This window comes from Enterococcus sp. RIT-PI-f (assembly GCF_001297065.1).
Classification (GTDB): Bacteria; Bacillota; Bacilli; order Lactobacillales; family Enterococcaceae; genus Enterococcus_D.
Genome location: NZ_LHOX01000003.1, coordinates 151,701 through 169,755, shown reverse-complemented (window position 1 = coordinate 169,755; position 18,055 = coordinate 151,701). Strand labels below are relative to the sequence as shown.

Annotated in this window: 20 protein-coding genes and 1 pseudogene; 13 read left to right on the top strand and 8 right to left on the bottom strand. The window is 39.6% G+C overall.

Annotated features, from left to right (window positions below; all coding sequences use genetic code 11):
- A pseudogene (locus AEQ18_RS15305) lies at window positions 1-143 on the top strand (IS30 family transposase); the annotation flags it as partial.
- A gap of 115 nt (window positions 144-258) precedes the next feature.
- Here AEQ18_RS15305 and AEQ18_RS01195 read toward each other — a convergent pair.
- Window positions 259-2,037: a sensor histidine kinase gene (locus tag AEQ18_RS01195; RefSeq protein WP_054114541.1), complete on the bottom strand. Its 1,779-nt coding sequence runs from the start codon at window positions 2,035-2,037 to the stop codon at window positions 259-261.
- A gap of 53 nt (window positions 2,038-2,090) precedes the next feature.
- On the opposite strand from AEQ18_RS01195, the gene AEQ18_RS01190 reads away from it, so the two are divergent.
- Window positions 2,091-2,807: a response regulator transcription factor gene (locus AEQ18_RS01190; RefSeq protein WP_054114540.1), complete on the top strand. Its 717-nt coding sequence runs from the start codon at window positions 2,091-2,093 to the stop codon at window positions 2,805-2,807.
- On the opposite strand, the gene citG is transcribed toward AEQ18_RS01190, so the two are convergent.
- From citG to AEQ18_RS01175, 3 genes are all read right to left on the bottom strand, one after another.
- Window positions 2,784-3,668 carry a triphosphoribosyl-dephospho-CoA synthase CitG gene (gene citG, locus AEQ18_RS01185; protein ID WP_054114539.1) on the bottom strand — a complete coding sequence of 295 codons (885 nt, stop codon included), beginning with the start codon at window positions 3,666-3,668 and terminating at the stop codon, window positions 2,784-2,786. The genes AEQ18_RS01190 and citG overlap by 24 nt on opposite strands.
- Entirely contained in the window at window positions 3,640-4,335 is a 696-nt protein-coding gene (locus AEQ18_RS01180) for a GntR family transcriptional regulator (RefSeq protein WP_054114538.1), read from the bottom strand. Before AEQ18_RS01180 ends, citG begins: the two co-directional genes overlap by 29 nt.
- Window positions 4,336-4,453: 118 nt before the next feature.
- Window positions 4,454-5,800 (bottom strand): CitMHS family transporter, encoded by a 1,347-nt coding sequence (locus tag AEQ18_RS01175; protein ID WP_054114537.1) that lies wholly within the window; start codon window positions 5,798-5,800, stop codon window positions 4,454-4,456.
- Between the two features lie 430 nt (window positions 5,801-6,230).
- Here AEQ18_RS01175 and AEQ18_RS01170 point away from each other — a divergent pair, with 430 nt between their 5' ends.
- From AEQ18_RS01170 to AEQ18_RS01130, 10 genes are read left to right on the top strand one after another with little or no spacing between them, the layout of a single operon-like run.
- The gene (locus AEQ18_RS01170; RefSeq protein ID WP_054114536.1) at window positions 6,231-6,572 is read left to right on the top strand and encodes a hypothetical protein; all 342 of its coding nucleotides are present in this window, start codon (window positions 6,231-6,233) and stop codon (window positions 6,570-6,572) included.
- A gap of 18 nt (window positions 6,573-6,590) precedes the next feature.
- Window positions 6,591-6,989, top strand: coding sequence for an acetyl-CoA carboxylase biotin carboxyl carrier protein subunit (locus AEQ18_RS01165; RefSeq protein ID WP_054114535.1), 399 nt, complete (start codon window positions 6,591-6,593; stop codon window positions 6,987-6,989).
- A gap of 24 nt (window positions 6,990-7,013) precedes the next feature.
- Window positions 7,014-8,129, top strand: coding sequence for a sodium ion-translocating decarboxylase subunit beta (locus AEQ18_RS01160; RefSeq protein WP_054114534.1), 1,116 nt, complete (start codon window positions 7,014-7,016; stop codon window positions 8,127-8,129).
- A gap of 23 nt (window positions 8,130-8,152) precedes the next feature.
- A complete protein-coding gene (locus AEQ18_RS15985; protein WP_086275536.1) occupies window positions 8,153-8,278 on the top strand; it encodes an OadG-related small transporter subunit in 126 nt (41 codons plus the stop codon).
- A 12-nt stretch (window positions 8,279-8,290) separates the two neighbouring features.
- Entirely contained in the window at window positions 8,291-9,286 is a 996-nt protein-coding gene (citC, locus tag AEQ18_RS01155; RefSeq protein WP_054114533.1) for a [citrate (pro-3S)-lyase] ligase, read from the top strand.
- Between the two features lie 12 nt (window positions 9,287-9,298).
- A complete protein-coding gene (citD, locus tag AEQ18_RS01150; protein ID WP_054114532.1) occupies window positions 9,299-9,607 on the top strand; it encodes a citrate lyase acyl carrier protein in 309 nt (102 codons plus the stop codon).
- Window positions 9,595-10,482 carry a citrate (pro-3S)-lyase subunit beta gene (citE, locus tag AEQ18_RS01145; RefSeq protein WP_054114531.1) on the top strand — a complete coding sequence of 296 codons (888 nt, stop codon included), beginning with the start codon at window positions 9,595-9,597 and terminating at the stop codon, window positions 10,480-10,482. The genes citD and citE overlap by 13 nt, the downstream gene beginning before the upstream one ends.
- Before the next feature lie 2 nt (window positions 10,483-10,484).
- Window positions 10,485-12,017: a citrate lyase subunit alpha gene (gene citF / locus AEQ18_RS01140; RefSeq protein WP_054114530.1), complete on the top strand. Its 1,533-nt coding sequence runs from the start codon at window positions 10,485-10,487 to the stop codon at window positions 12,015-12,017.
- Window positions 11,998-12,549, top strand: coding sequence for a citrate lyase holo-[acyl-carrier protein] synthase (gene citX, locus AEQ18_RS01135; RefSeq protein WP_054114529.1), 552 nt, complete (start codon window positions 11,998-12,000; stop codon window positions 12,547-12,549). The genes citF and citX overlap by 20 nt, the downstream gene beginning before the upstream one ends.
- 4 nt (window positions 12,550-12,553) lie before the next feature.
- Complete coding sequence (locus AEQ18_RS01130) at window positions 12,554-13,945, top strand: oxaloacetate decarboxylase subunit alpha (RefSeq protein WP_054114528.1); 1,392 nt, start codon at window positions 12,554-12,556, stop codon at window positions 13,943-13,945.
- Between the two features lie 172 nt (window positions 13,946-14,117).
- On the opposite strand, the gene AEQ18_RS15660 is transcribed toward AEQ18_RS01130, so the two are convergent.
- Window positions 14,118-14,285 (bottom strand): hypothetical protein, encoded by a 168-nt coding sequence (locus AEQ18_RS15660; protein ID WP_160316042.1) that lies wholly within the window; start codon window positions 14,283-14,285, stop codon window positions 14,118-14,120.
- A 121-nt stretch (window positions 14,286-14,406) separates the two neighbouring features.
- On the opposite strand from AEQ18_RS15660, the gene AEQ18_RS01125 reads away from it, so the two are divergent.
- A complete protein-coding gene (locus tag AEQ18_RS01125) occupies window positions 14,407-15,279 on the top strand; it encodes a PhzF family phenazine biosynthesis protein (protein WP_054114527.1) in 873 nt (290 codons plus the stop codon).
- A 125-nt stretch (window positions 15,280-15,404) separates the two neighbouring features.
- Here the strand turns inward: AEQ18_RS01125 and AEQ18_RS01120 are convergent, their stop codons facing one another.
- The 3 genes from AEQ18_RS01120 to AEQ18_RS01110 are packed head-to-tail and all read right to left on the bottom strand — an operon-like array spanning window position 15,405 to window position 17,957.
- On the bottom strand, window positions 15,405-16,178 hold the full coding sequence (locus tag AEQ18_RS01120; RefSeq protein WP_054114526.1) for an ABC transporter permease: 774 nt from the start codon (window positions 16,176-16,178) through the stop codon (window positions 15,405-15,407).
- Window positions 16,179-16,182: 4 nt separating this feature from the next.
- Window positions 16,183-16,986: an ABC transporter permease gene (locus AEQ18_RS01115; protein WP_054114525.1), complete on the bottom strand. Its 804-nt coding sequence runs from the start codon at window positions 16,984-16,986 to the stop codon at window positions 16,183-16,185.
- The gene (locus AEQ18_RS01110; RefSeq protein ID WP_054114524.1) at window positions 16,983-17,957 is read right to left on the bottom strand and encodes an ABC transporter ATP-binding protein; all 975 of its coding nucleotides are present in this window, start codon (window positions 17,955-17,957) and stop codon (window positions 16,983-16,985) included. Before AEQ18_RS01110 ends, AEQ18_RS01115 begins: the two co-directional genes overlap by 4 nt.
- Window positions 17,958-18,055 lie beyond the last annotated feature (98 nt).

The following is an 18,055-nucleotide window of genomic DNA, read 5'->3' as shown; positions in this document are numbered from 1 at the left end:
ACTTCAATGAAGTATCAGAATCATTTATTCAAGCTGTTGCTTCCAAACGAAATCACATCCCAAGAAAATCTCTAAAGTATCAAACACCGATGGAAATATTTTTGAGAAATATAAAACCAGATGATTTATCTAACTTAATTTGACAAATGAAATATAATAAACATTTGTTCATACAAATTGTTCTTTCATTGTTCTTTTCCATTTATCAATTGCGAAGTTGGTATAATTAATATGGCGATCAGTTAACAGGCATAGTTCTTACTCGATAGGCACACCAAGGTAAAAGGTGGTGCCTTCATTGCTGCTTTTTAGATCAATGATCCAATCGTTCTTTTTGACGATAGAAGCAACAGTGAAAAGCCCTAATCCGGTTCCGCCAGAAGATGATTTAGTAGTGAAAAATCGTGTGAAAATCTTTTCTTGTAAATCAAAGGGAATGCCCGGCCCATTATCTGCAATTTCTATCAATGCAATTTTTTTGTTTTTCATTGAGTGGGGGATATCCGAAAATTGAAAATCAACCAAATAAGCATAAGGACTGAGTCTGATCGAGCAATTTGCTTGTGCCTGATAGGCATTCATTAGCAAGTTATAAATGATTACCTGCAAATCAATCGCATCAAAAATGCCATTGCCGACTTCTCTGACGTCGACAGTAATAGACATTTTATTAGATAAAAGCTGTTGAATAGTTGTGATTGCTTCGTTCAGTGTGTCAGCAATTGATATTTCTTTTTTATTTTGGACGTCGATTTTAGAAAAGCGCAATACATTTGTGGATAATTCTTTCCCTTTTTCAGCTGCGTGATAAACTTCTTCCAAGTCTTCGACAAGAGCTGAATTGCTTTTATTCTCGTCAATCAATAATTGCAAGTGTCCAATCATTGGCGTAAGGAAGTTGTTCATATCATGAACGATTGTGGTTGTCAGAACACCAATGGTTTCGAGTTTTGATTCTTGAATAATCGATTTTTCAATTTCGTGCTTTTCTTTTAGTAATTCCTGTCTGGTTTGTAACTCATTGTACTCAATATAGATGCGATTTCTTTTGATATAGTTTCGGATGAAGAAAGTGAGTAATACAATAATGATCATAAGGAGAACAAGTAATCCTAAAGAAATTAAGCTGTCTTGTAATAAAAGACCATTTCGTTCGTAATAATCAGAATTGCTTGCAACGACTAAGCGGGTATGTCCAACTGAAATCCATTCATAAGCAGATAATTTTAGGACTTTTTCAGGAAATTCTTCATTCCACCAGTAGGAATAATACATGGCAGTTCCTTTTTCAAACTGACGTTGGTCTTTTTCTAATTGTCTCAAGTCAGTGAAATCTAGATTAGGAAACTTATCATACCGATCATCAACGATAGAAAGACCGATTTGATCGCCAGAGGGATGCATGACGATTTTCATATTTTTGTCTTTGACCATTGTATATCCAGACAATCCAGAATCATTGGCGAAGTCGGTATTGTATAGTGTTTGTAGTTGCAAAGGCATGACCAAGGTCAGCGTTTGGTCATTCAATGTGAAAGATTTATACAAATTCATATAAGCATTGTGCTGCGCAAAATAGATACCGCCATTCGTTACATAATGATTGGCAAGAATATGATTGGAAGCGATATCAGCAATTGAATTGTCGATGACTGTTTGTTCTTTCAAAGATGGGATATTTTTGAAAGAAACTTTAGATTGGATCTGCTGGTTCTGGTCAATCAAAAAAAGACCGATCGCAGCGTTCGTTGCATTGGCTGATCCTGGCAGAGTAGCTGCTTGGTTTAGGTTTGGTGAGTGAGTATCTTCTATATAGTTATCAACATATAATGAGAGCGATGCTTTGTATCCATCGATGCTATGGCGAATCAATTTGATTGCAGATTGATTGATGGTGGCCAGTTGTTTCTTACCAAGAGTGATTGCTTGGCTTTGTGCCTTGTGATAGCTTGTATAGGTAAAGATAATGCCAGCTGTTGTTAGGCTAAACGTAAGAACAATAATAAGGTAAAGCCAAAGCTTTGATGGTGGTTTCATTGTAAATCCCTTCCTTGCTGACTATAATTATAATGAAATAGGAGGAGTTTGTTTTGAGAAATGAAAAAATTTTAATTGTTGATGATGATCCGGCCATTCGGAGATTGATTTGGAAATCGTTGCAATCGACAGGTATTTTGATTTACCAAACAGATTCTGTTGATAAAACTATTGCAATCAAGTCTCGTGTGACATTTGATTTATTTTTGTTGGATATTAGTTTGGAGCATGAAAACGATGGATACCATTTAGCACAACTCATTCGAGAAGAAAATCCGACTGTTCCTATTGTATTTTTGAGTGGTAAAAAAGAAGAAAAAGATATTATTAATGGCTACGAGATTGGTGCAGATAATTTTATTACGAAACCATTCTCACCAGCCGTTTTGAAGGCGCAAATTGTTTCGATCCTTGATAGATTGAAAGTATATTTGAAGGATGCTAAAGAAGCACCAACTGTGGATATATGTCATGGTATTTTTAGATTTGACCAAAAACGCTATCAGTTTTTCAAAAATGATCAACCTATCAAGTTTTCCTCGAAAGAGATTCAACTGATTCGTTTTTTTATGGAATTTCCAGACCAAGTTTTCTCAAAAGAACAAATTTACAGCAGTGTCTGGAATGACGGGGAATTTGATGCAAACACAGTCATGGTTTTTATCAATCATTTGCGCAGTAAAATTGAGGATGATCCCAAACAGGTTCGCTACTTAAAGACTGTTTGGGGCATCGGGTACACGTTTTTACCAGAAGGTGAAACCTTCTAATTGTAAGAAATAAATTGCTAAGGCAAGTAAATCGGCAGAACCACCAGGACTTAAGTGACGATCGATCAATACTTGATCATAGGCTGTTAATACATGAAGCAAGTCTGATTTTGGGAGGTTTGCTTCGTGTATTTTTTTCATTTCACATTGTACCTCTTTCATAGCTTCGTATCCGCCGCGATGAACTAAATTGCTGTCTTCCGTTTCGCTCATCAAGTAAACAAGTCCCCGCAACAATTTGATGTTCCCTTCATCTGGCAATCGACGCAAATAGTTTAATAATTTTTGCACAGTAGGATATCCAGCCACAGCTTCTCCTCGGATACCAGTTAGTCCGTAGGTGAGATAGTTTTTTTGTCCATAGGATAATTCATCTTGCACGTTTAGCCCTTGCAGATCACATTCGACAAGATGGCGGCACAGAGCTGCAGCAATATTAAATAGTTGATCGGTATCTGATTTCGTCCATGTTTTCACTGTTGTTTGCTGATAATAACATCCAGTTGCTCCTAATAAAATAGCGAAAGAGAAGTTCGCTCCCTTATGGGTATTGATTCCTTTGGTAGCAGTCATCATAGCCGATTCTGCCTGTTTGCCGATTTCCCTTAATTCTTCAAATAATGAAATATATGATTGCTGATGATAAAAACCGGCGTGGATATATTGAATAAAGAACGGAGCAAGACTAGTGATACTGCTGATAAACGTAAAGACGTTCATATCGGTATGCGCGCCATTTGATTGTGGGTCTACTAAACCAGGTTTTGGTGATAGTGAAACTTCATAGTGTAAGGCATTTATGGCACAATTTACTGCGTGTTCAATCGGTTGATTAGTCAATTTTACGTCGTTCCATTTCATTTAAAATAAATTTCAAGGAGTGATCCAAATGTTCATGGGTGATCATCGTGATTTGTTCAATATTTTTTGTTTTCATTCCACGATAAATCAACCAGTGCTCGTTCAGCGCCGTTTCCCTGCGTTTAGAGGAACGGATGGCGATATCTCTGAAATAGACAAGATAAGCCTGTAAATCGAGAACGATATTTTTTAAGCGAAGCATTTGACTCTTTTCATAAATGAACGCATTAAAGTCAGAAAAGTTTTCTAGTAATTCATCTACCTTGTCTTGACGATTGAATTGTTCACCCCGTTTTAGTAGGGCATGTAAATCCTCAAAGTCTTTAGCAGACATCAATTCCATTGCTTTAATCGTTGCTAATGTGTCTAATGATTTGCGAATGGCATAGATTTCATAGGCATCTTTGATACTGATCCCTTTGACCACGATGCCTATTTTGGGGACATGCTCAACAAGCTTTTCAGCAGCAAGTTGTTTCATGGCGTAACGAATCGGGGTTCGGCTGATATTTAATGTATCCGAAAATTCTTTTTCGTTAATACGAGAGCCCGCTGGAATATCGCCTAAGATAATTGTTTTCTTAAATGCTTCATAGATAAGCAGTTTCAATGGTTTGTTTTGTGTAAGGTCTAAATTTTTAGTGACTGCAGGAATAATTGAATGCATTGTTTTTCTCCAATCTTTATGAAGACTCAGCAAGTATCATCATATGAACAGGTGCTTGCATCGCTATAATTGAAACTATCGAGCGCGGGTATCCATGCTCGATAGTTTCAATGTTTAATTATTGCGGAATATAAAGCGGCATATGGCCCATTAGGATAATCGTTACAATGAAAATAACGAAAATTCCAAGTGCATATTTTGCTGCTTCTTTTTGCCATTGGCCCATATCTAATCCGGTTAAACGTAGTAATAGATAGATGAAGGCAACCAGCGGACTAAGTAAATGGAAGGCTTGTCCCATCAAAGAAGCAAGTGCCATTTGCATATTTGTGAATCCATAAGAACGACCAGCTTCAGCTAAGACTGGTAAAACACCAAAGTAAAAGCCGTCATTTGAAATAAAGAATGTACCAGGTGCTGAAATCAGCGCAATGACAAGTCCCCAGAAACCAGCAAGTTGGCGAGGAATAATCTGAGTGAAGCTGTTTGCCAACGCAGTTGCCATACCAGAACCTTGGAAGAGACCCATAAATACACCGGCAGCAAATACTAGGATGACAACTTGAACGGCATCTCCACCATTTGCCCCAATTCTAGTTGATTGATCTTTTAGAACAGGGTAATTGACCATTAAAGCAATACAAGTACCCACAAGGAATAACAAGATAGGTGGTAGTGCAATAGAGGAAATAAAGGAGCTTGCAACTAACCAGCCAATCAAGACGATTGTTAAAATACCATTGAACAGGAAGTTTTTTGGTCTGCGAATTGCTAATGTTTCTGGATCGGTAACGGTGGTCATTTCAATAATCTCAGCATCAGTCAATTCAGTGATGCCTAAACGAGTTCTTTCTTGTTTACCCATTCTTCTAGCAACAAAGAAAGTAACATATAATAAAGAAACAACCATGCCAGGCAACAAATAGGATAGAATATCTGCATCTACTTCCAAAACAGCCATTGCTCTAGCCGTTGGTCCACCCCAAGGCAATAAATTCATAATCGTATTTTGTAAAATAATCAAAACGCCAAGGTTCATCATTTTCATATTTAATTTTTTATAAATTGGAATAAAGGCGGAACAACAAATCAGTGTTGTTGTCGTGCCATCACCATTTAATGAGACAGCTGCTGCGACAACAGCAGTGGCCATCAAGACTTTCATTGGATCGCCCTTGGCAAAATAAATCATCTTTTTTGTGATAGGATCAAATAATCCGGCATCTAACATGATAGAGAAATACAAAATAGCAAAAAGCAACATAATTCCTGTGTTTGCTGTTGTTGAAATTCCTTCAAGGACAAATTCCCCTATATTTCCATCTTCAGAAACTCCAGCGACTATAGCAATAAGAGTAAATATTAACGGGATGATTACTAAGGATGTAAATGGCGACATTTTCTTCTTCATGATAACGTACATAAATACAATAATCATGACATATGATAAGACGGTAAGTAACATTCTCTTCTTCCTCTCCTATATCTTGATGTAAGCGGTAACAAAAACGTTTTTTCTAACTACAGGCCTGCAGTTGTTTAAGTGATACAAATCACATATATAACATGTTTTTTATATTGATTTACATAAAAAACGTTATTGTTTGCTTTACAAGATTAAGAATAAACATTCTAAATATTAAAAAAAAGAGGAGATTTAAAAAAGAACAAGAAAAAAACAATTTCTGAACTTAAATCTTATTTAGAACTTAAAAAGTTCTTAATGAAATATTAACGCTCAATAAACGCTGTTATATCAGTGTTTATGGTCGTTTTTTTTGTTTTTGGTAAAAAATGAACAACAAAAAAACAATTCATGTGCGGAATAAGGCTAGCCGATTCTGCTAGATTTTTTATAATGAAATGGAAGACAGCGAGAAAGAAAGGAGAAGTAAATGGACTTTATAAAAAGATTGTTCAAAAAAACACATAATGAAGCTATATCGTCGAATGAGAACAAAAAGATAGCGGTTACGGAAAATAAACCTTCAGTGAACAACGAAATATGGAAAGAACTTCCCGCTTACATTCCTGCGTCAACCGAAGATTATCGAATCGTTAGTTTGATTGCCACCGCATTGGCAGCCGAATCTTACCCAACAAGTCAATTTGCGATCAAGAAGATTGAACAGAGAAATCCAGAAGTGAAATTAGTGTCACTTATTTCATCTTGTATAGGGGCAGAAAACGCTGATTTTTCAGATGTTACTATCAAAAAAATTTTTAAAAAAATATAAATAAGTGAGGGAAAATAGATGTTGCGTAAATTTAAAATAGCGATTGATGGCAAAGAATATTTAGTAGAGATGGAAGAAGTAGGGGCACCTCAGCAAGCAATAGCCCATCAGGAAAGTGCACCAGTTGCTCCTGTTGCAGAACCAGAAGTAAAACCAGTGGCAGAGACTCAAACTGTTGCGCCCACACCTGATGTTCCAACAGATGGAGAAGCGATCAATTCCCCTATGCCTGGTACTATCTTAAAGGTTTTAGTCAATGTCGGAGATAGTATTCAAGAAAATCAACCTTTGATGATTTTAGAAGCAATGAAAATGGAAAATGAGATCGTTGCAAGTAAACCAGGTGTGGTAGTTGCTATTCAAGTAAATACTGGAGACATCGTGAATCCAGGAGATGCGTTAATTACAATCGGATAATTTAGTGAAAAGGAAGTGACATAAGTGGAAACATTAATTGAAGGTGTTATGGGATTAGGGTCAGAACCTGGACGCATCGTAATGATGGTCATTGGTGGTGTTTTGATGTATTTGGGTATCAAGAAAGAGTACGAACCAACGTTGCTTGTACCTATGGGATTAGGCACGTTACTGGTCAATTTTCCTAATTCAGGTGTTTTAAGTGCTGGTGGGGAAGCTGGACCTTTCCAAGTTCTTTTCGATATAGGGATTTCGACGGAATTATTCCCATTGCTTTTATTTATCGGAATTGGCGCAATGATTGATTTTGGTCCGCTTTTGCAAAATCCATTTTTGCTATTGTTCGGTGCAGCAGCCCAATTTGGTATTTTCTTTACGATTATCGTTGCTGTTCTATTAGGATTTGATTTAAATGACGCTGCCTCAATCGGTATTATCGGTGCAGCTGATGGACCAACATCGATTTTTGTGGCGAACACCCTGAATTCGAAATACATGGGTGCGATCATGGTCGCGGCTTATTCTTATATGGCATTGGTTCCTATTATTCAACCAGTTGCGATCAAAGCTGTAACAACAAAACATGAACGTAAAATTCGGATGACTTATCGTGCAGGAGAGGTATCTCAAACAGCGAAAATATTATTCCCAATCGTGATCTCAATCGTTGCTGGTCTCATTGCACCTGTATCTTTACCATTAGTAGGATTTTTGATGTTTGGTAATCTGCTTAGAGAATGTGGCGTGCTGGATCGCTTATCGATTACTGCACAAAATGAATTAGTGAATATCATCAGCATTCTCTTAGGTTTAGCGATTTCAGTAAAAATGCAATATGAAGAATTCTTGCAAGTGGATACGTTGATGGTTATTGGATTAGGATTAGTTGCGTTTATCATGGATTCAGTCGGTGGGGTATTGTTTGCTAAGTTGTTGAATTTGTTCCGCAAAGAAAAAATCAATCCGATGATTGGAGCTGCAGGAATCTCAGCATTCCCTATGTCTAGTCGAGTCATCCAAAAAATGGCAACGGATGAAGACCCGCAAAACTTTATTCTGATGCATGCTGCGGGTGCCAATGTTTCAGGACAGATTGCCTCAGTAATTGCAGGTGGTTTATTGTTGGCACTGATTGCTTAAACAAATAGAAAGGGGACAAAACAATGAGTCAAGACTTACTGACTTCTTTTGAATTATTATTATTTGGATGGGGTGGGGTCTTCGTAGTTATTTTGATTATTTACTTAGCCTCGTTACTTCTATCAAAGGCTTTTCCAGTCAAAAAATAAAGAAGGCATTTTATGTATAAATTAAAACGAATCTGGTTATCAAAAGATCCGCACGCATATAAACAATGGGAAAAATTGGTTACAGCTGCCGGTCTTGCCGTTGGGGAAGAAGTGACTTACACGATTGGCTTATTTGACGAAGACAACTTGATTGCCACGGCATCTTGTTATCACAACATTATGAAATACATTGTGGTGTGTAAAGAGAAACAATCTGAGCAGCTTTTGACGCGAATGGTCATTCACTTAACGATGCGGATCAAGGACGAAGGATACACCAATTATTTTGTCTACACGGCACCAAAAAATCGTGTGATTTTTGAATCTTTAGGTTTTCATGAAGTAAATGTGTGTAAGGATATATTATTTATGGAACAAGGCACGCCGTCATTTGCCAGTTATATTGATTTTCTTAGAGAAAAAGCGACGGGAAAAAAAGCAAGTGGGATTGTGATGAACGCCAACCCTTTTACCAAGGGGCATCTGCACTTGGTTGAGATTGCTGCTAGTCAAAGTGACCAAGTATATCTGTTTGTTGTTTCAGAGGACAACGCCCAATTTTCTTTTAAAGAAAGATTGGAGATGGTCCAACAAGGAGTCGCTCATTTATCAAACGTACTCGTTTTCCCGACAAACAATTACTTGGTTTCATCTGCAGTTTTCCCAAGCTATTTCTTGAAGGAGCATGCGCCTCTTGAAATTGCTAAAACACAGGCGGCTTTTGATGCAAAATTATTTAAAGAAAAAATTGCACCAGTTCTGTCGATCACCACACGCTACGTTGGCGAGGAACCCTTTTCGGATGTCACCCGTCTATATAACGAAGCGATGGCCTCAGTATTTCAACCAGAAATACAGTTAAAAATTATACCGCGCTTACTGGTGGGGCAAACTGCAATATCGGCAACAAAAGTTAGGCAAGCACTTAACGATAATGATTATGACATACTAGCGCAGTTTTTACCTGAATCAACCTATTCATTTTTGAAAGAACATAATTATATTTAGAGGTGATGAGAAGTGGAAATCAAAAAAAGTGCAGTTGCAGGATCTGTTGAATCAAGTGATATCCTGATTGCCATTGAACCAATTAAAGATCAAGAAATCATGCTCTTGTTAGATAGTAGTGTTGAAAAACAATTTGGGAATCAAATTCGAAAAGTGATTCTGGATACACTAGCGCATTTGAATGTATCGGCTGTTAAAGTAACTGCTACTGATAAAGGCGCGCTTGACTGCACCATCAAAGCTAGAACATTGACGGCAGTTCATCGTGCTGCAGAACAAGAGCAATATGCTTGGGAGGAGATTGACACATGGAACGACTAAGAAGAACTATGATGTTTGTACCGGGTGCAAATGCAGCAATGCTAAGAGATGCACCATTATTCGGCTCTGATTCTGTCATGTTCGATTTAGAAGATGCAGTTTCTTTGAATGAAAAAGACTCTGCTCGAGCTTTGGTTCATTTTGCTTTGAAAACATTTGATTATTCGCAAGTCGAGACGGTTGTCAGAATCAATGGGTTAGATACGGTAGGGAGATTAGATATCGAAGCCATGGTTTTAGCAGGCGTGAATGTTATTCGTTTACCAAAAACAGAGACAGCGCAAGATATCGTTGATGTTGAAGAAGTCATCTCTCAAGTAGAGAAACAACATGGTATCCCAAGAGGAACTACTAAAATGATGGCCGCTATCGAGTCAGCAACGGGTGTATTGAATGCGCGAGAAATCGCTGTCGCATCAGATCGTTTGATAGGAATTGCATTGGGTGCAGAAGACTATGTGACAAACATGAAAACAAATCGTTATCCAGATGGGCAAGAATTGTTATTTGCCCGCAGTTATATCCTGCATGCTGCTCGAGCAGCAGGGATTGCAGCGATTGACACGGTTTACTCAGACGTCAATAATACGGAGGGTTTTATTGCTGAGACCACACGTATCAAGCAACTTGGTTTTGATGGTAAATCAGTAATCAACCCACGACAAATTCCTTTGGTAAATGCGATCTATGCACCTTCTGAGAAAGAAATCCAACATGCAAAAGAAGTCATTTGGGCAATTAATGAAGCTGAAAGCAAAGGGTCAGGTGTCATTTCCTTGAATGGGAAAATGGTAGATAAGCCAATTGTAGAACGCGCGCAACGCGTGATTGCACTCGCCAAAGCAGCGAAGTTGATTACAGGGGAGGAAGTGTGAACATGGTTTTAAATAAAGTAGGCAAAGAAATTCCTCAAGCATACGCCAATCAATACGGTGTCTACCAGAATGAGACTGTTAATATTAAAACGTATCATGAAGCAAGTCGGACCATCAATCCTGTGATTCCTGGACAGTCCAAATTGGTAAACAGTATTCGCGAGGCTATTGAAAAGACAGGGCTGAAGGATGGTATGACCATTTCATTTCATCATCATTTCCGTGAAGGTGATTATATCATGAATCTAGTCTTGGCTGAAATCGCGAAAATGGGCATCAAAAATCTAGCGATTGCCCCTAGTTCAATCGCCAATGTACATGAACCTTTGATTGATCATATCAAATCAGGGGTAGTAACAAATATTACTTCAAGCGGGCTTAGAGATAAAGTCGGGGCGGCAATTTCAGCAGGTATTATGGAAAATCCAGTGGTGATTCGATCCCATGGTGGAAGAGCAAGAGCTATTGCTGCGGGAGATATTCACATAGATGTCGCTTTTCTTGGTGCGCCAAGTGCAGATGCGTATGGCAATGCAAATGGAACAAATGGAAAAGCAACTTGTGGCTCTCTGGGTTATGCGATGATTGATGCAAAATATGCCGATCAAGTGGTTATCATTACAGATACATTGGCACCATTTCCTAATACGCCAATCAGCATTCCGCAGACAGATGTAGATTATGTCGTACAAGTTGATGCGATCGGAGATCCTTCTGGGATCGCTAAAGGCGCAACACGTTTTACCAAAAATCCCAAAGAATTATTGATTGCCGAGTATGCAGCGAAAGTCATTATCAACTCTCCTTATTACAAAGAAGGTTTTTCTTTCCAAACCGGAACAGGGGGTGCTGCATTAGCTGTCTCTCGTTTCTTAAGAGAAGCAATGATCAAAGATGGCATCAAAGCTAGTTTTGCTCTAGGCGGAATCACGAATGCGATGGTAGAACTATTGGAAGAAGGCTTAGTGGATAAACTGATCGATGTACAAGATTTTGATCATGCATCAGCAATTTCACTGGGGAAAAATGCCAATCATTATGAAATCGATGCGAATATGTATGCATCACCTTTAAGTAAAGGCGCCTTTATCAATCAACTAGATACAGCAATTTTGTCTGCTTTAGAAGTGGATACTGATTTTAATGTCAATGTCATCACTGGATCAGACGGTGTGATTCGGGGGGCATCTGGGGGACACTCAGATACCAGCATGGCGTGTAAAATGAGTTTAGTTATAGCACCCCTTGTGCGGGGCAGGATTCCAACAATCGTGGATACAGTCAATACGATCGTCACGCCAGGTGCGAGTATCGATGTGATTGTCACGGAAGTAGGGATCGCTATTAATCCTGCACGTCAAGATCTGATGGATGCGTTTGGATCGTTAGATATTCCGCAATTTACAATCGAAGAGTTAAAGGAAAAAGCATACAGTATCGTTGGCAAACCTGAGCCAATCAAATATGGTGACAAAACAGTAGCATTGATCGAATACCGCGACGGATCAATTATTGATGTGGTCAAAAATGTATAAAGCATTTGTCGATGGACCTGTTATCACTTTGGCTGACATGCTCGATGCAAGGGAAAATAGAGCTATGATTCAAAAAGAGTTAATGATGGCAGATATACAAGCATCATTGGTCGTAGCAACTTTGAATATTCCAGGCCCAATCAAGAATTCTCCTGTCCTTACCAAAGTATTTGAAACGATGATCGTGGAAGTTGAAGAAGCTGTTAAAGATACGGTGCCTATAGCTAATCTTTATCGAAACTTACCTACTGGTCCTGAATATTTTCTTGTTCTTCCCAACACTAGGTATGAATTAAAGAAGCAGATGACACATATTGAAATGACCCATCCATATGGTAGACTGATGGATCTTGATGTGCTGCATCTCGAGCAAGAATCAAACCAAGTCGTACCGGTAAGTCGTACAGAAATAGGACTAGCAACAAGAACATGCTTTGTTTGTGATCAAGTAGCGAAAGAATGCGGCCGTTCGCGAAAACATAGTATGGATGAGATGTATCAAGCGATACAAAAAATCATCGAGGAGGAATGAATAGATGAAAAAAATTCGCTTCACAGAAACTGTCCTACGCGACGGACAACAAAGTCTGATCGCAACAAGAATGCCAACAAGTGATATGCTGCCAATAATAAAAACAATGGATAAAGCGGGCTACCATGCCTTAGAAATGTGGGGCGGCGCAACTTTTGACGCTTGTCTACGTTACTTAGAAGAAGATCCGTGGGAAAGACTGCGGTCAATTCGAAAAGAAGTCAAACACACTAAGTTGCAGATGCTGCTAAGAGGTCAAAACTTACTGGGGTATAAAAATTATGCAGATGATGTTGTCCGAGAATTTGTACAAAAATCAGTTGAGAATGGAATTGATATCATTCGCGTATTTGATGCGTTAAACGATGTCCGTAATTTGGAAACAGCGATTCGTGCTACGAAAGAAGCTGGCGGAGAATGCCAAACGGCCATTTCATATACAACAAGTCAAATTCATACGGTGGATTATTTTGTGGATCTTGCGAAAAGAATGGCCGCCGCTGGTGCAGATTCGATTTGTATCAAGGACATGGCAGGGGTTTTAACACCGAATGTGGGATATGAATTAGTCAGTCGAATCAAAAATACGGTAGATTTACCGTTAGAAGTTCATACCCACGCAACAAGCGGCATTGCAGAGATGACATACTTAAAAGTAGCAGAAGCGGGGGCAGATATCATCGATACAGCGATATCTTCTTTTGCAGGTGGCACAAGTCAACCAGCCACAGAGTCAGTAGCAATTGCATTGGATACTTGCGGTTTTGATACTGGATTAGATATGTCGTATGTTTCGGAAATCGCAGAATATTTTAATCCTATTCGTGATCGATTCCGCAACGAAGGATTGTTGAATCCTAAAGTCAAAGACATTGAACCAAAAACACTGATTTATCAAGTTCCTGGTGGCATGCTATCTAATCTTCTTAGTCAATTGACTGAGCAAGGTTTGCAAGACAAATATGAAGAGGTTTTAGCTGAAGTTCCTAAAGTCAGAGCTGATTTAGGGTATCCACCACTTGTGACACCTTTATCCCAAATGGTTGGTACACAGGCATTGATGAATGTTATTTCTGGTGAAAGATACAAATTGGTTCCTAGTGAGATCAAGGATTATGTGAAAGGTCTCTATGGTCAATCTCCCGCACCGATCAGTGAAGAAATCAAGGAAACAATCATTGGGGATGCAGAAGTGGTTACTGATCGACCGGCAGATCTGATTGCGCCTCAGTTGCCGGCTATCCGTAAAGAAATTTCACAGTATGCAAAATCCTCAGAAGATATCCTCATGTATGCACTATTTCCGCAACAAGCAAAGGATTTCTTAGGTAGAAGAGAAGATCCATTTTATGATGTGCCTGTGCAGGAAGTTAAAGTGACAATAGATATTGATTAAATATACTGCGCAGTAAAACCATCCGTAGGTTAATAATGCCTTACCTTCACTTTTATAGGTTTATAAACAAAATGCCATGAACTTGAACACATTTCTTCTTTGTTTTCAGAAGATTAGCGTTCAGATTCATGGCGTTGTTGTTTCATTGTCAATTGGATTTCTCCTTAGCATGTCACAAATAATCCGGGAAAAAGAAAATCACCGAAACAAGCACCAAACTAATCAAAATCAGCCCAGACAAAGAAAGGAACAATAGTCCAAAACGTTTCTTTTTATAACTGATTCGCAGAAGAATCAGATCCATGATCAAAAATAAGATGAAAATCAGAGAAAAGCCCATAATCGTTCCTCGTTTGCTTTTTTTTCTATCTTATCAAAGAATGCTTGATTTTCCTAGGCGAAAAAATAGCTTTGACAAATTTGCTGTCGTCTGATTAGATAATCAAAAAGGGGTGCAGCAAATGACGAAGGTAAAACAATATGATGTCTTCACAATGATACCAGGAAAAGGCAATCCGGCAGGTGTGGTTTTTGAAAAAGAAGGGTTGACAGACCAAGAGATGCAGAATATGGCACAGGCCGCTGGTTTTAACGAAACTGCCTTTATTTTGCCTTCGAAAAAAGCCGATTATCGCTTTCGTTTTTTTACACCAGGTCACGAAATGGCGCTATGTGGACATGGAACGATTGCTTGCGTCCAATCCTTGGTGGACACGGGGCTGATTGCTGATGGAACCATAACGATCGAAACCAATGCAGGGGTTTTACCGATCAGTGTAACTATGACTGGTGAAAAAATACTGATCACGATGCAGCAAGCTGCGCCAAAATTTGTTCCGTGGATAGGCGATACCGAAGGTTTGATGGCGTCAATTGGTCTAACTGTGGATGATTTGGATACGGAACATCCAATCGTTTATGGTAGTACAGGTATTTGGACGTTACTTATTCCGATCAAAGACCTGCAGCGTTTTACTGCTATGCGTCCGGATAACCAACAGTTCCCACGGCTATTGACCGACATGCCACGTGCTTCAGTCCATCCGTTCACTATAGAAGTTCGTGAGAAAAAAGCAATGATGCATGGACGCCACTTTTCCTCTCCATACTCTGGTACGATTGAAGACCCGGTGACAGGCACTGCTTCAGGTGTCATGGGGGCGTATTACAAAACCTATATTCAACCTGATTTACCTACACCCGCTTGTTTACCTATCGAACAAGGCCATGAAATAAGCAAGGATGGCATGGTTTATGTCCATGTGACAGAAGCGCCAGCATTGTCGATTAAGATTTCTGGTACTGCGGTTTTTGCGAAAGACGTATTACTTTAATGAAAAAGCGATGCACACATGCCAATGATTCAACTAGTAGTCTTCTGATATGTTCAGTCGGTAAAAAAGCAAACCATCCTTCAGAATCACTGAAAAGGATGGTTTTTGTTGTTACATATATCATGTTATGATCCCGTGGATACATAATTCTTCAACCCAACCCGCCAGAACCAGATAGCTGGCATAGCGAAGACCAAACAAACAAGAGGCGAAGCAATCCACCACGGATTTGTCCGTTGGCCTATCAGATACAAAAATGGATAATATTGGAACCAAGCCATGGGCACCACGTAGGTGAGTATGCGTAAGACTTGTTTGCCGTAAATACTGAATGGATATCGTCCAAATTCTCGGGCGCCATCCGTAAAAATATTCATAAATTCTAATCCTTGGATCGTGAAAAATGAGATTGCTGCATAGACAAGAAATAGCAAACTAAAAAAGATACTCCCACAAATGATCATCAAACAAAGTGTCACGATCGTACCAAGATGCCAATTCACACCACTTCTAGGAATCGCATAGAAAAAGACCAAGACAGCTTGCAGTAAGCGGCCTATACGAGAAAATTCCATCTTAGAAGCCAATACCTGAAAGATCAGTGAACGGGGACGAACCAAAGCGCGATCGAATTCACCGTTGCTGATCATCTGGGGAAACAGGTCAAACCCGCGCCCGAAGCATTCGGCCATCGAATAGGACAATAGGACTGTTGCAAAACACAGCAAAACCTCTTCAAAACGAAAGCCATTGACTTGATGAAATCGTGTGAACATAAACCAAATACCTAGAAACGCAGTCAGTGAGCCAAGGAACTGACCCAATGCCGTGAAAATAAAAGAAACTTTATATTGCATTTGACTCTTTAAATGGATACAAAAATAATGCCAGTAAACCATCGTTTTAGCCTCCTTGAACGACCACCCGTTTAAGGGCTTTTTTTAACCACCATTTGCCGAACGCAAACAACACAATCAGCCAAAAGATCTGAAGCAGCAAACTGCGGAATATATCAGTACCTTGTAAATCACCACTGTAAATGCGCAAAGGCACATTCTGCATGGCGGCAAACGGCAGCACTTCGGCAATTTGTCGAAATGGTTGTGGAAAGAAGGGAAGAGGAACGATACCGCCAGCTAAAAATTCACCGATTGCACCGACGACCACCCTAACACCGATCGATGATAAGGTATAGAAAGTTGAAATGTAAATCAATTGGGACACTGAAACGACCACACCTAAACTAAGCAGCAAAGAAAGGATAAACAGGAAAAGAGTTGTGATCGTTGGAGGTAGTACAAGACGATAAGGCGCCGGCAGTAAGAAAGCTATCGCAAAAATCGGCAGACAGCGTAAGACTGCCTTTGCTGATCGATTGGCGATGGATTGACAAAACCAACGATGATAAATATCCATAGGGCGCGCCAATTCATAGGCAATCGAGCCGCTCGTAATGGATTCGAAGATTTCGTTTTCAAAAAACCAGAGCATGAACAATGATAAAAAAGCTTGCTGCATCCAGACATAAGAAACTGTCTGTTGAAAGTGCATAGGAAAAGCAGTCGGATCAGTTTGATAAAAGGCGTGAAAAGCGAGTATTTCCATCATACCCCAGACAAACTGAGTGACCATACCTGCAATCGCAGCCGACCGATACTGCAGCGTATGGATAAAACGAATACGAAACAATGCGCGGTATTTGATCATATGTGATACTCCTGATACATTTTGGCAACCATTTCTTCAGCTGTGATACTCGCGACAGCCAAGTCCGTGATCTCAACATGCTGACTGAAGAAATTGATCAATTGTGCAACAGAAAAAAAGTGAGGATCGACTTTCATCACAGCACGACCATGCGTTTCTTCCACCATTTGGACAGATGCAGGCAATGGCGGCAACGCCCCATTGTAATCAAGAGACACAGTTTTCACATCGGAAAACTGTTGTTTGAGTTGGTCTAAACGTCCATCAAGAAGGATCTTTCCTTTGCCAATCAATAAAATACGTTGCGTCAAGGCTTCAATATCTTGCATGTCATGGGTAGTCAAGATAACGGTAGTGCCTTTTTCTTGATTGAGGCGTTTGATAAACTGCCGTACAGCGATTTTGGACACGGCATCTAAGCCGATCGTTGGTTCATCCAAGAAAAGAACCTTAGGATCATGGAGTAAAGAAGCCGCGATTTCACAACGCATACGCTGTCCCAGACTTAGGGAACGGGCGGGTGTTTTAAGCAGCTCACCGAGGTCTAATAACGCAGTTAATTCCTGCAAATTTTTTTGGTACCGCGTGTGATCGACTTGATAAATATCTCTGATCAAATCAAAACTATCGATCACAGGGACATCCCACCAAAGTTGACTACGTTGGCCAAAAACAACACCAATTTCTTTGACATGCTGCACCCGGTCTTGCCAAGGGACGCGACCGTTGATCAGACATTGACCTTGATCAGGTGTCAAAATACCGCACATCATTTTGATCGTGGTACTTTTCCCTGCACCATTGGGGCCGATGTAGCCCACCATTTCGCCTTCTTGAATGGTGAAATTAACATCTTGCAGCGCATGGATCGCTGTGGTTTCTCTTGAAACGAAGGCCTTTGTTGCGGCCAAGAAACCACTTTGACGCTTTGCGACGTGGAACGTTTTACTGAGATGTTCTACTTGGATCATTTGGATTCACTCACTTTCTTTTGACAACAACGCGACAAAAAGAGCATTCGCAATCGAATACTCGCAACGAGATGGTCCAAACGAACATGGTTGGGGCA

Excerpts from the sequence above, each read along its gene's own strand:
- AEQ18_RS01195 (WP_054114541.1), bottom strand. The coding sequence starts at position 2,037 with ATGAAACCACCATCAAAGCTTTGGCTTTACCTTATTATTGTTCTTACG.
- citG (WP_054114539.1), bottom strand. The coding sequence starts at position 3,668 with ATGAAATGGAACGACGTAAAATTGACTAATCAACCGATTGAACACGCA.
- AEQ18_RS01180 (WP_054114538.1), bottom strand. The coding sequence starts at position 4,335 with ATGCATTCAATTATTCCTGCAGTCACTAAAAATTTAGACCTTACACAA.
- AEQ18_RS01175 (WP_054114537.1), bottom strand. The coding sequence starts at position 5,800 with ATGTTACTTACCGTCTTATCATATGTCATGATTATTGTATTTATGTAC.
- AEQ18_RS01170 (WP_054114536.1), top strand. The coding sequence starts at position 6,231 with ATGGACTTTATAAAAAGATTGTTCAAAAAAACACATAATGAAGCTATA.
- AEQ18_RS01165 (WP_054114535.1), top strand. The coding sequence starts at position 6,591 with ATGTTGCGTAAATTTAAAATAGCGATTGATGGCAAAGAATATTTAGTA.
- AEQ18_RS15985 (WP_086275536.1), top strand. The coding sequence starts at position 8,153 with ATGAGTCAAGACTTACTGACTTCTTTTGAATTATTATTATTTGGATGG.
- citC (WP_054114533.1), top strand. The coding sequence starts at position 8,291 with ATGTATAAATTAAAACGAATCTGGTTATCAAAAGATCCGCACGCATAT.
- citE (WP_054114531.1), top strand. The coding sequence starts at position 9,595 with ATGGAACGACTAAGAAGAACTATGATGTTTGTACCGGGTGCAAATGCA.
- citF (WP_054114530.1), top strand. The coding sequence starts at position 10,485 with ATGGTTTTAAATAAAGTAGGCAAAGAAATTCCTCAAGCATACGCCAAT.
- citX (WP_054114529.1), top strand. The coding sequence starts at position 11,998 with ATGTGGTCAAAAATGTATAAAGCATTTGTCGATGGACCTGTTATCACT.
- AEQ18_RS01130 (WP_054114528.1), top strand. The coding sequence starts at position 12,554 with ATGAAAAAAATTCGCTTCACAGAAACTGTCCTACGCGACGGACAACAA.
- AEQ18_RS15660 (WP_160316042.1), bottom strand. The coding sequence starts at position 14,285 with ATGGGCTTTTCTCTGATTTTCATCTTATTTTTGATCATGGATCTGATT.
- AEQ18_RS01125 (WP_054114527.1), top strand. The coding sequence starts at position 14,407 with ATGACGAAGGTAAAACAATATGATGTCTTCACAATGATACCAGGAAAA.
- AEQ18_RS01120 (WP_054114526.1), bottom strand. The coding sequence starts at position 16,178 with ATGGTTTACTGGCATTATTTTTGTATCCATTTAAAGAGTCAAATGCAA.
- AEQ18_RS01115 (WP_054114525.1), bottom strand. The coding sequence starts at position 16,986 with ATGATCAAATACCGCGCATTGTTTCGTATTCGTTTTATCCATACGCTG.
- AEQ18_RS01110 (WP_054114524.1), bottom strand. The coding sequence starts at position 17,957 with ATGATCCAAGTAGAACATCTCAGTAAAACGTTCCACGTCGCAAAGCGT.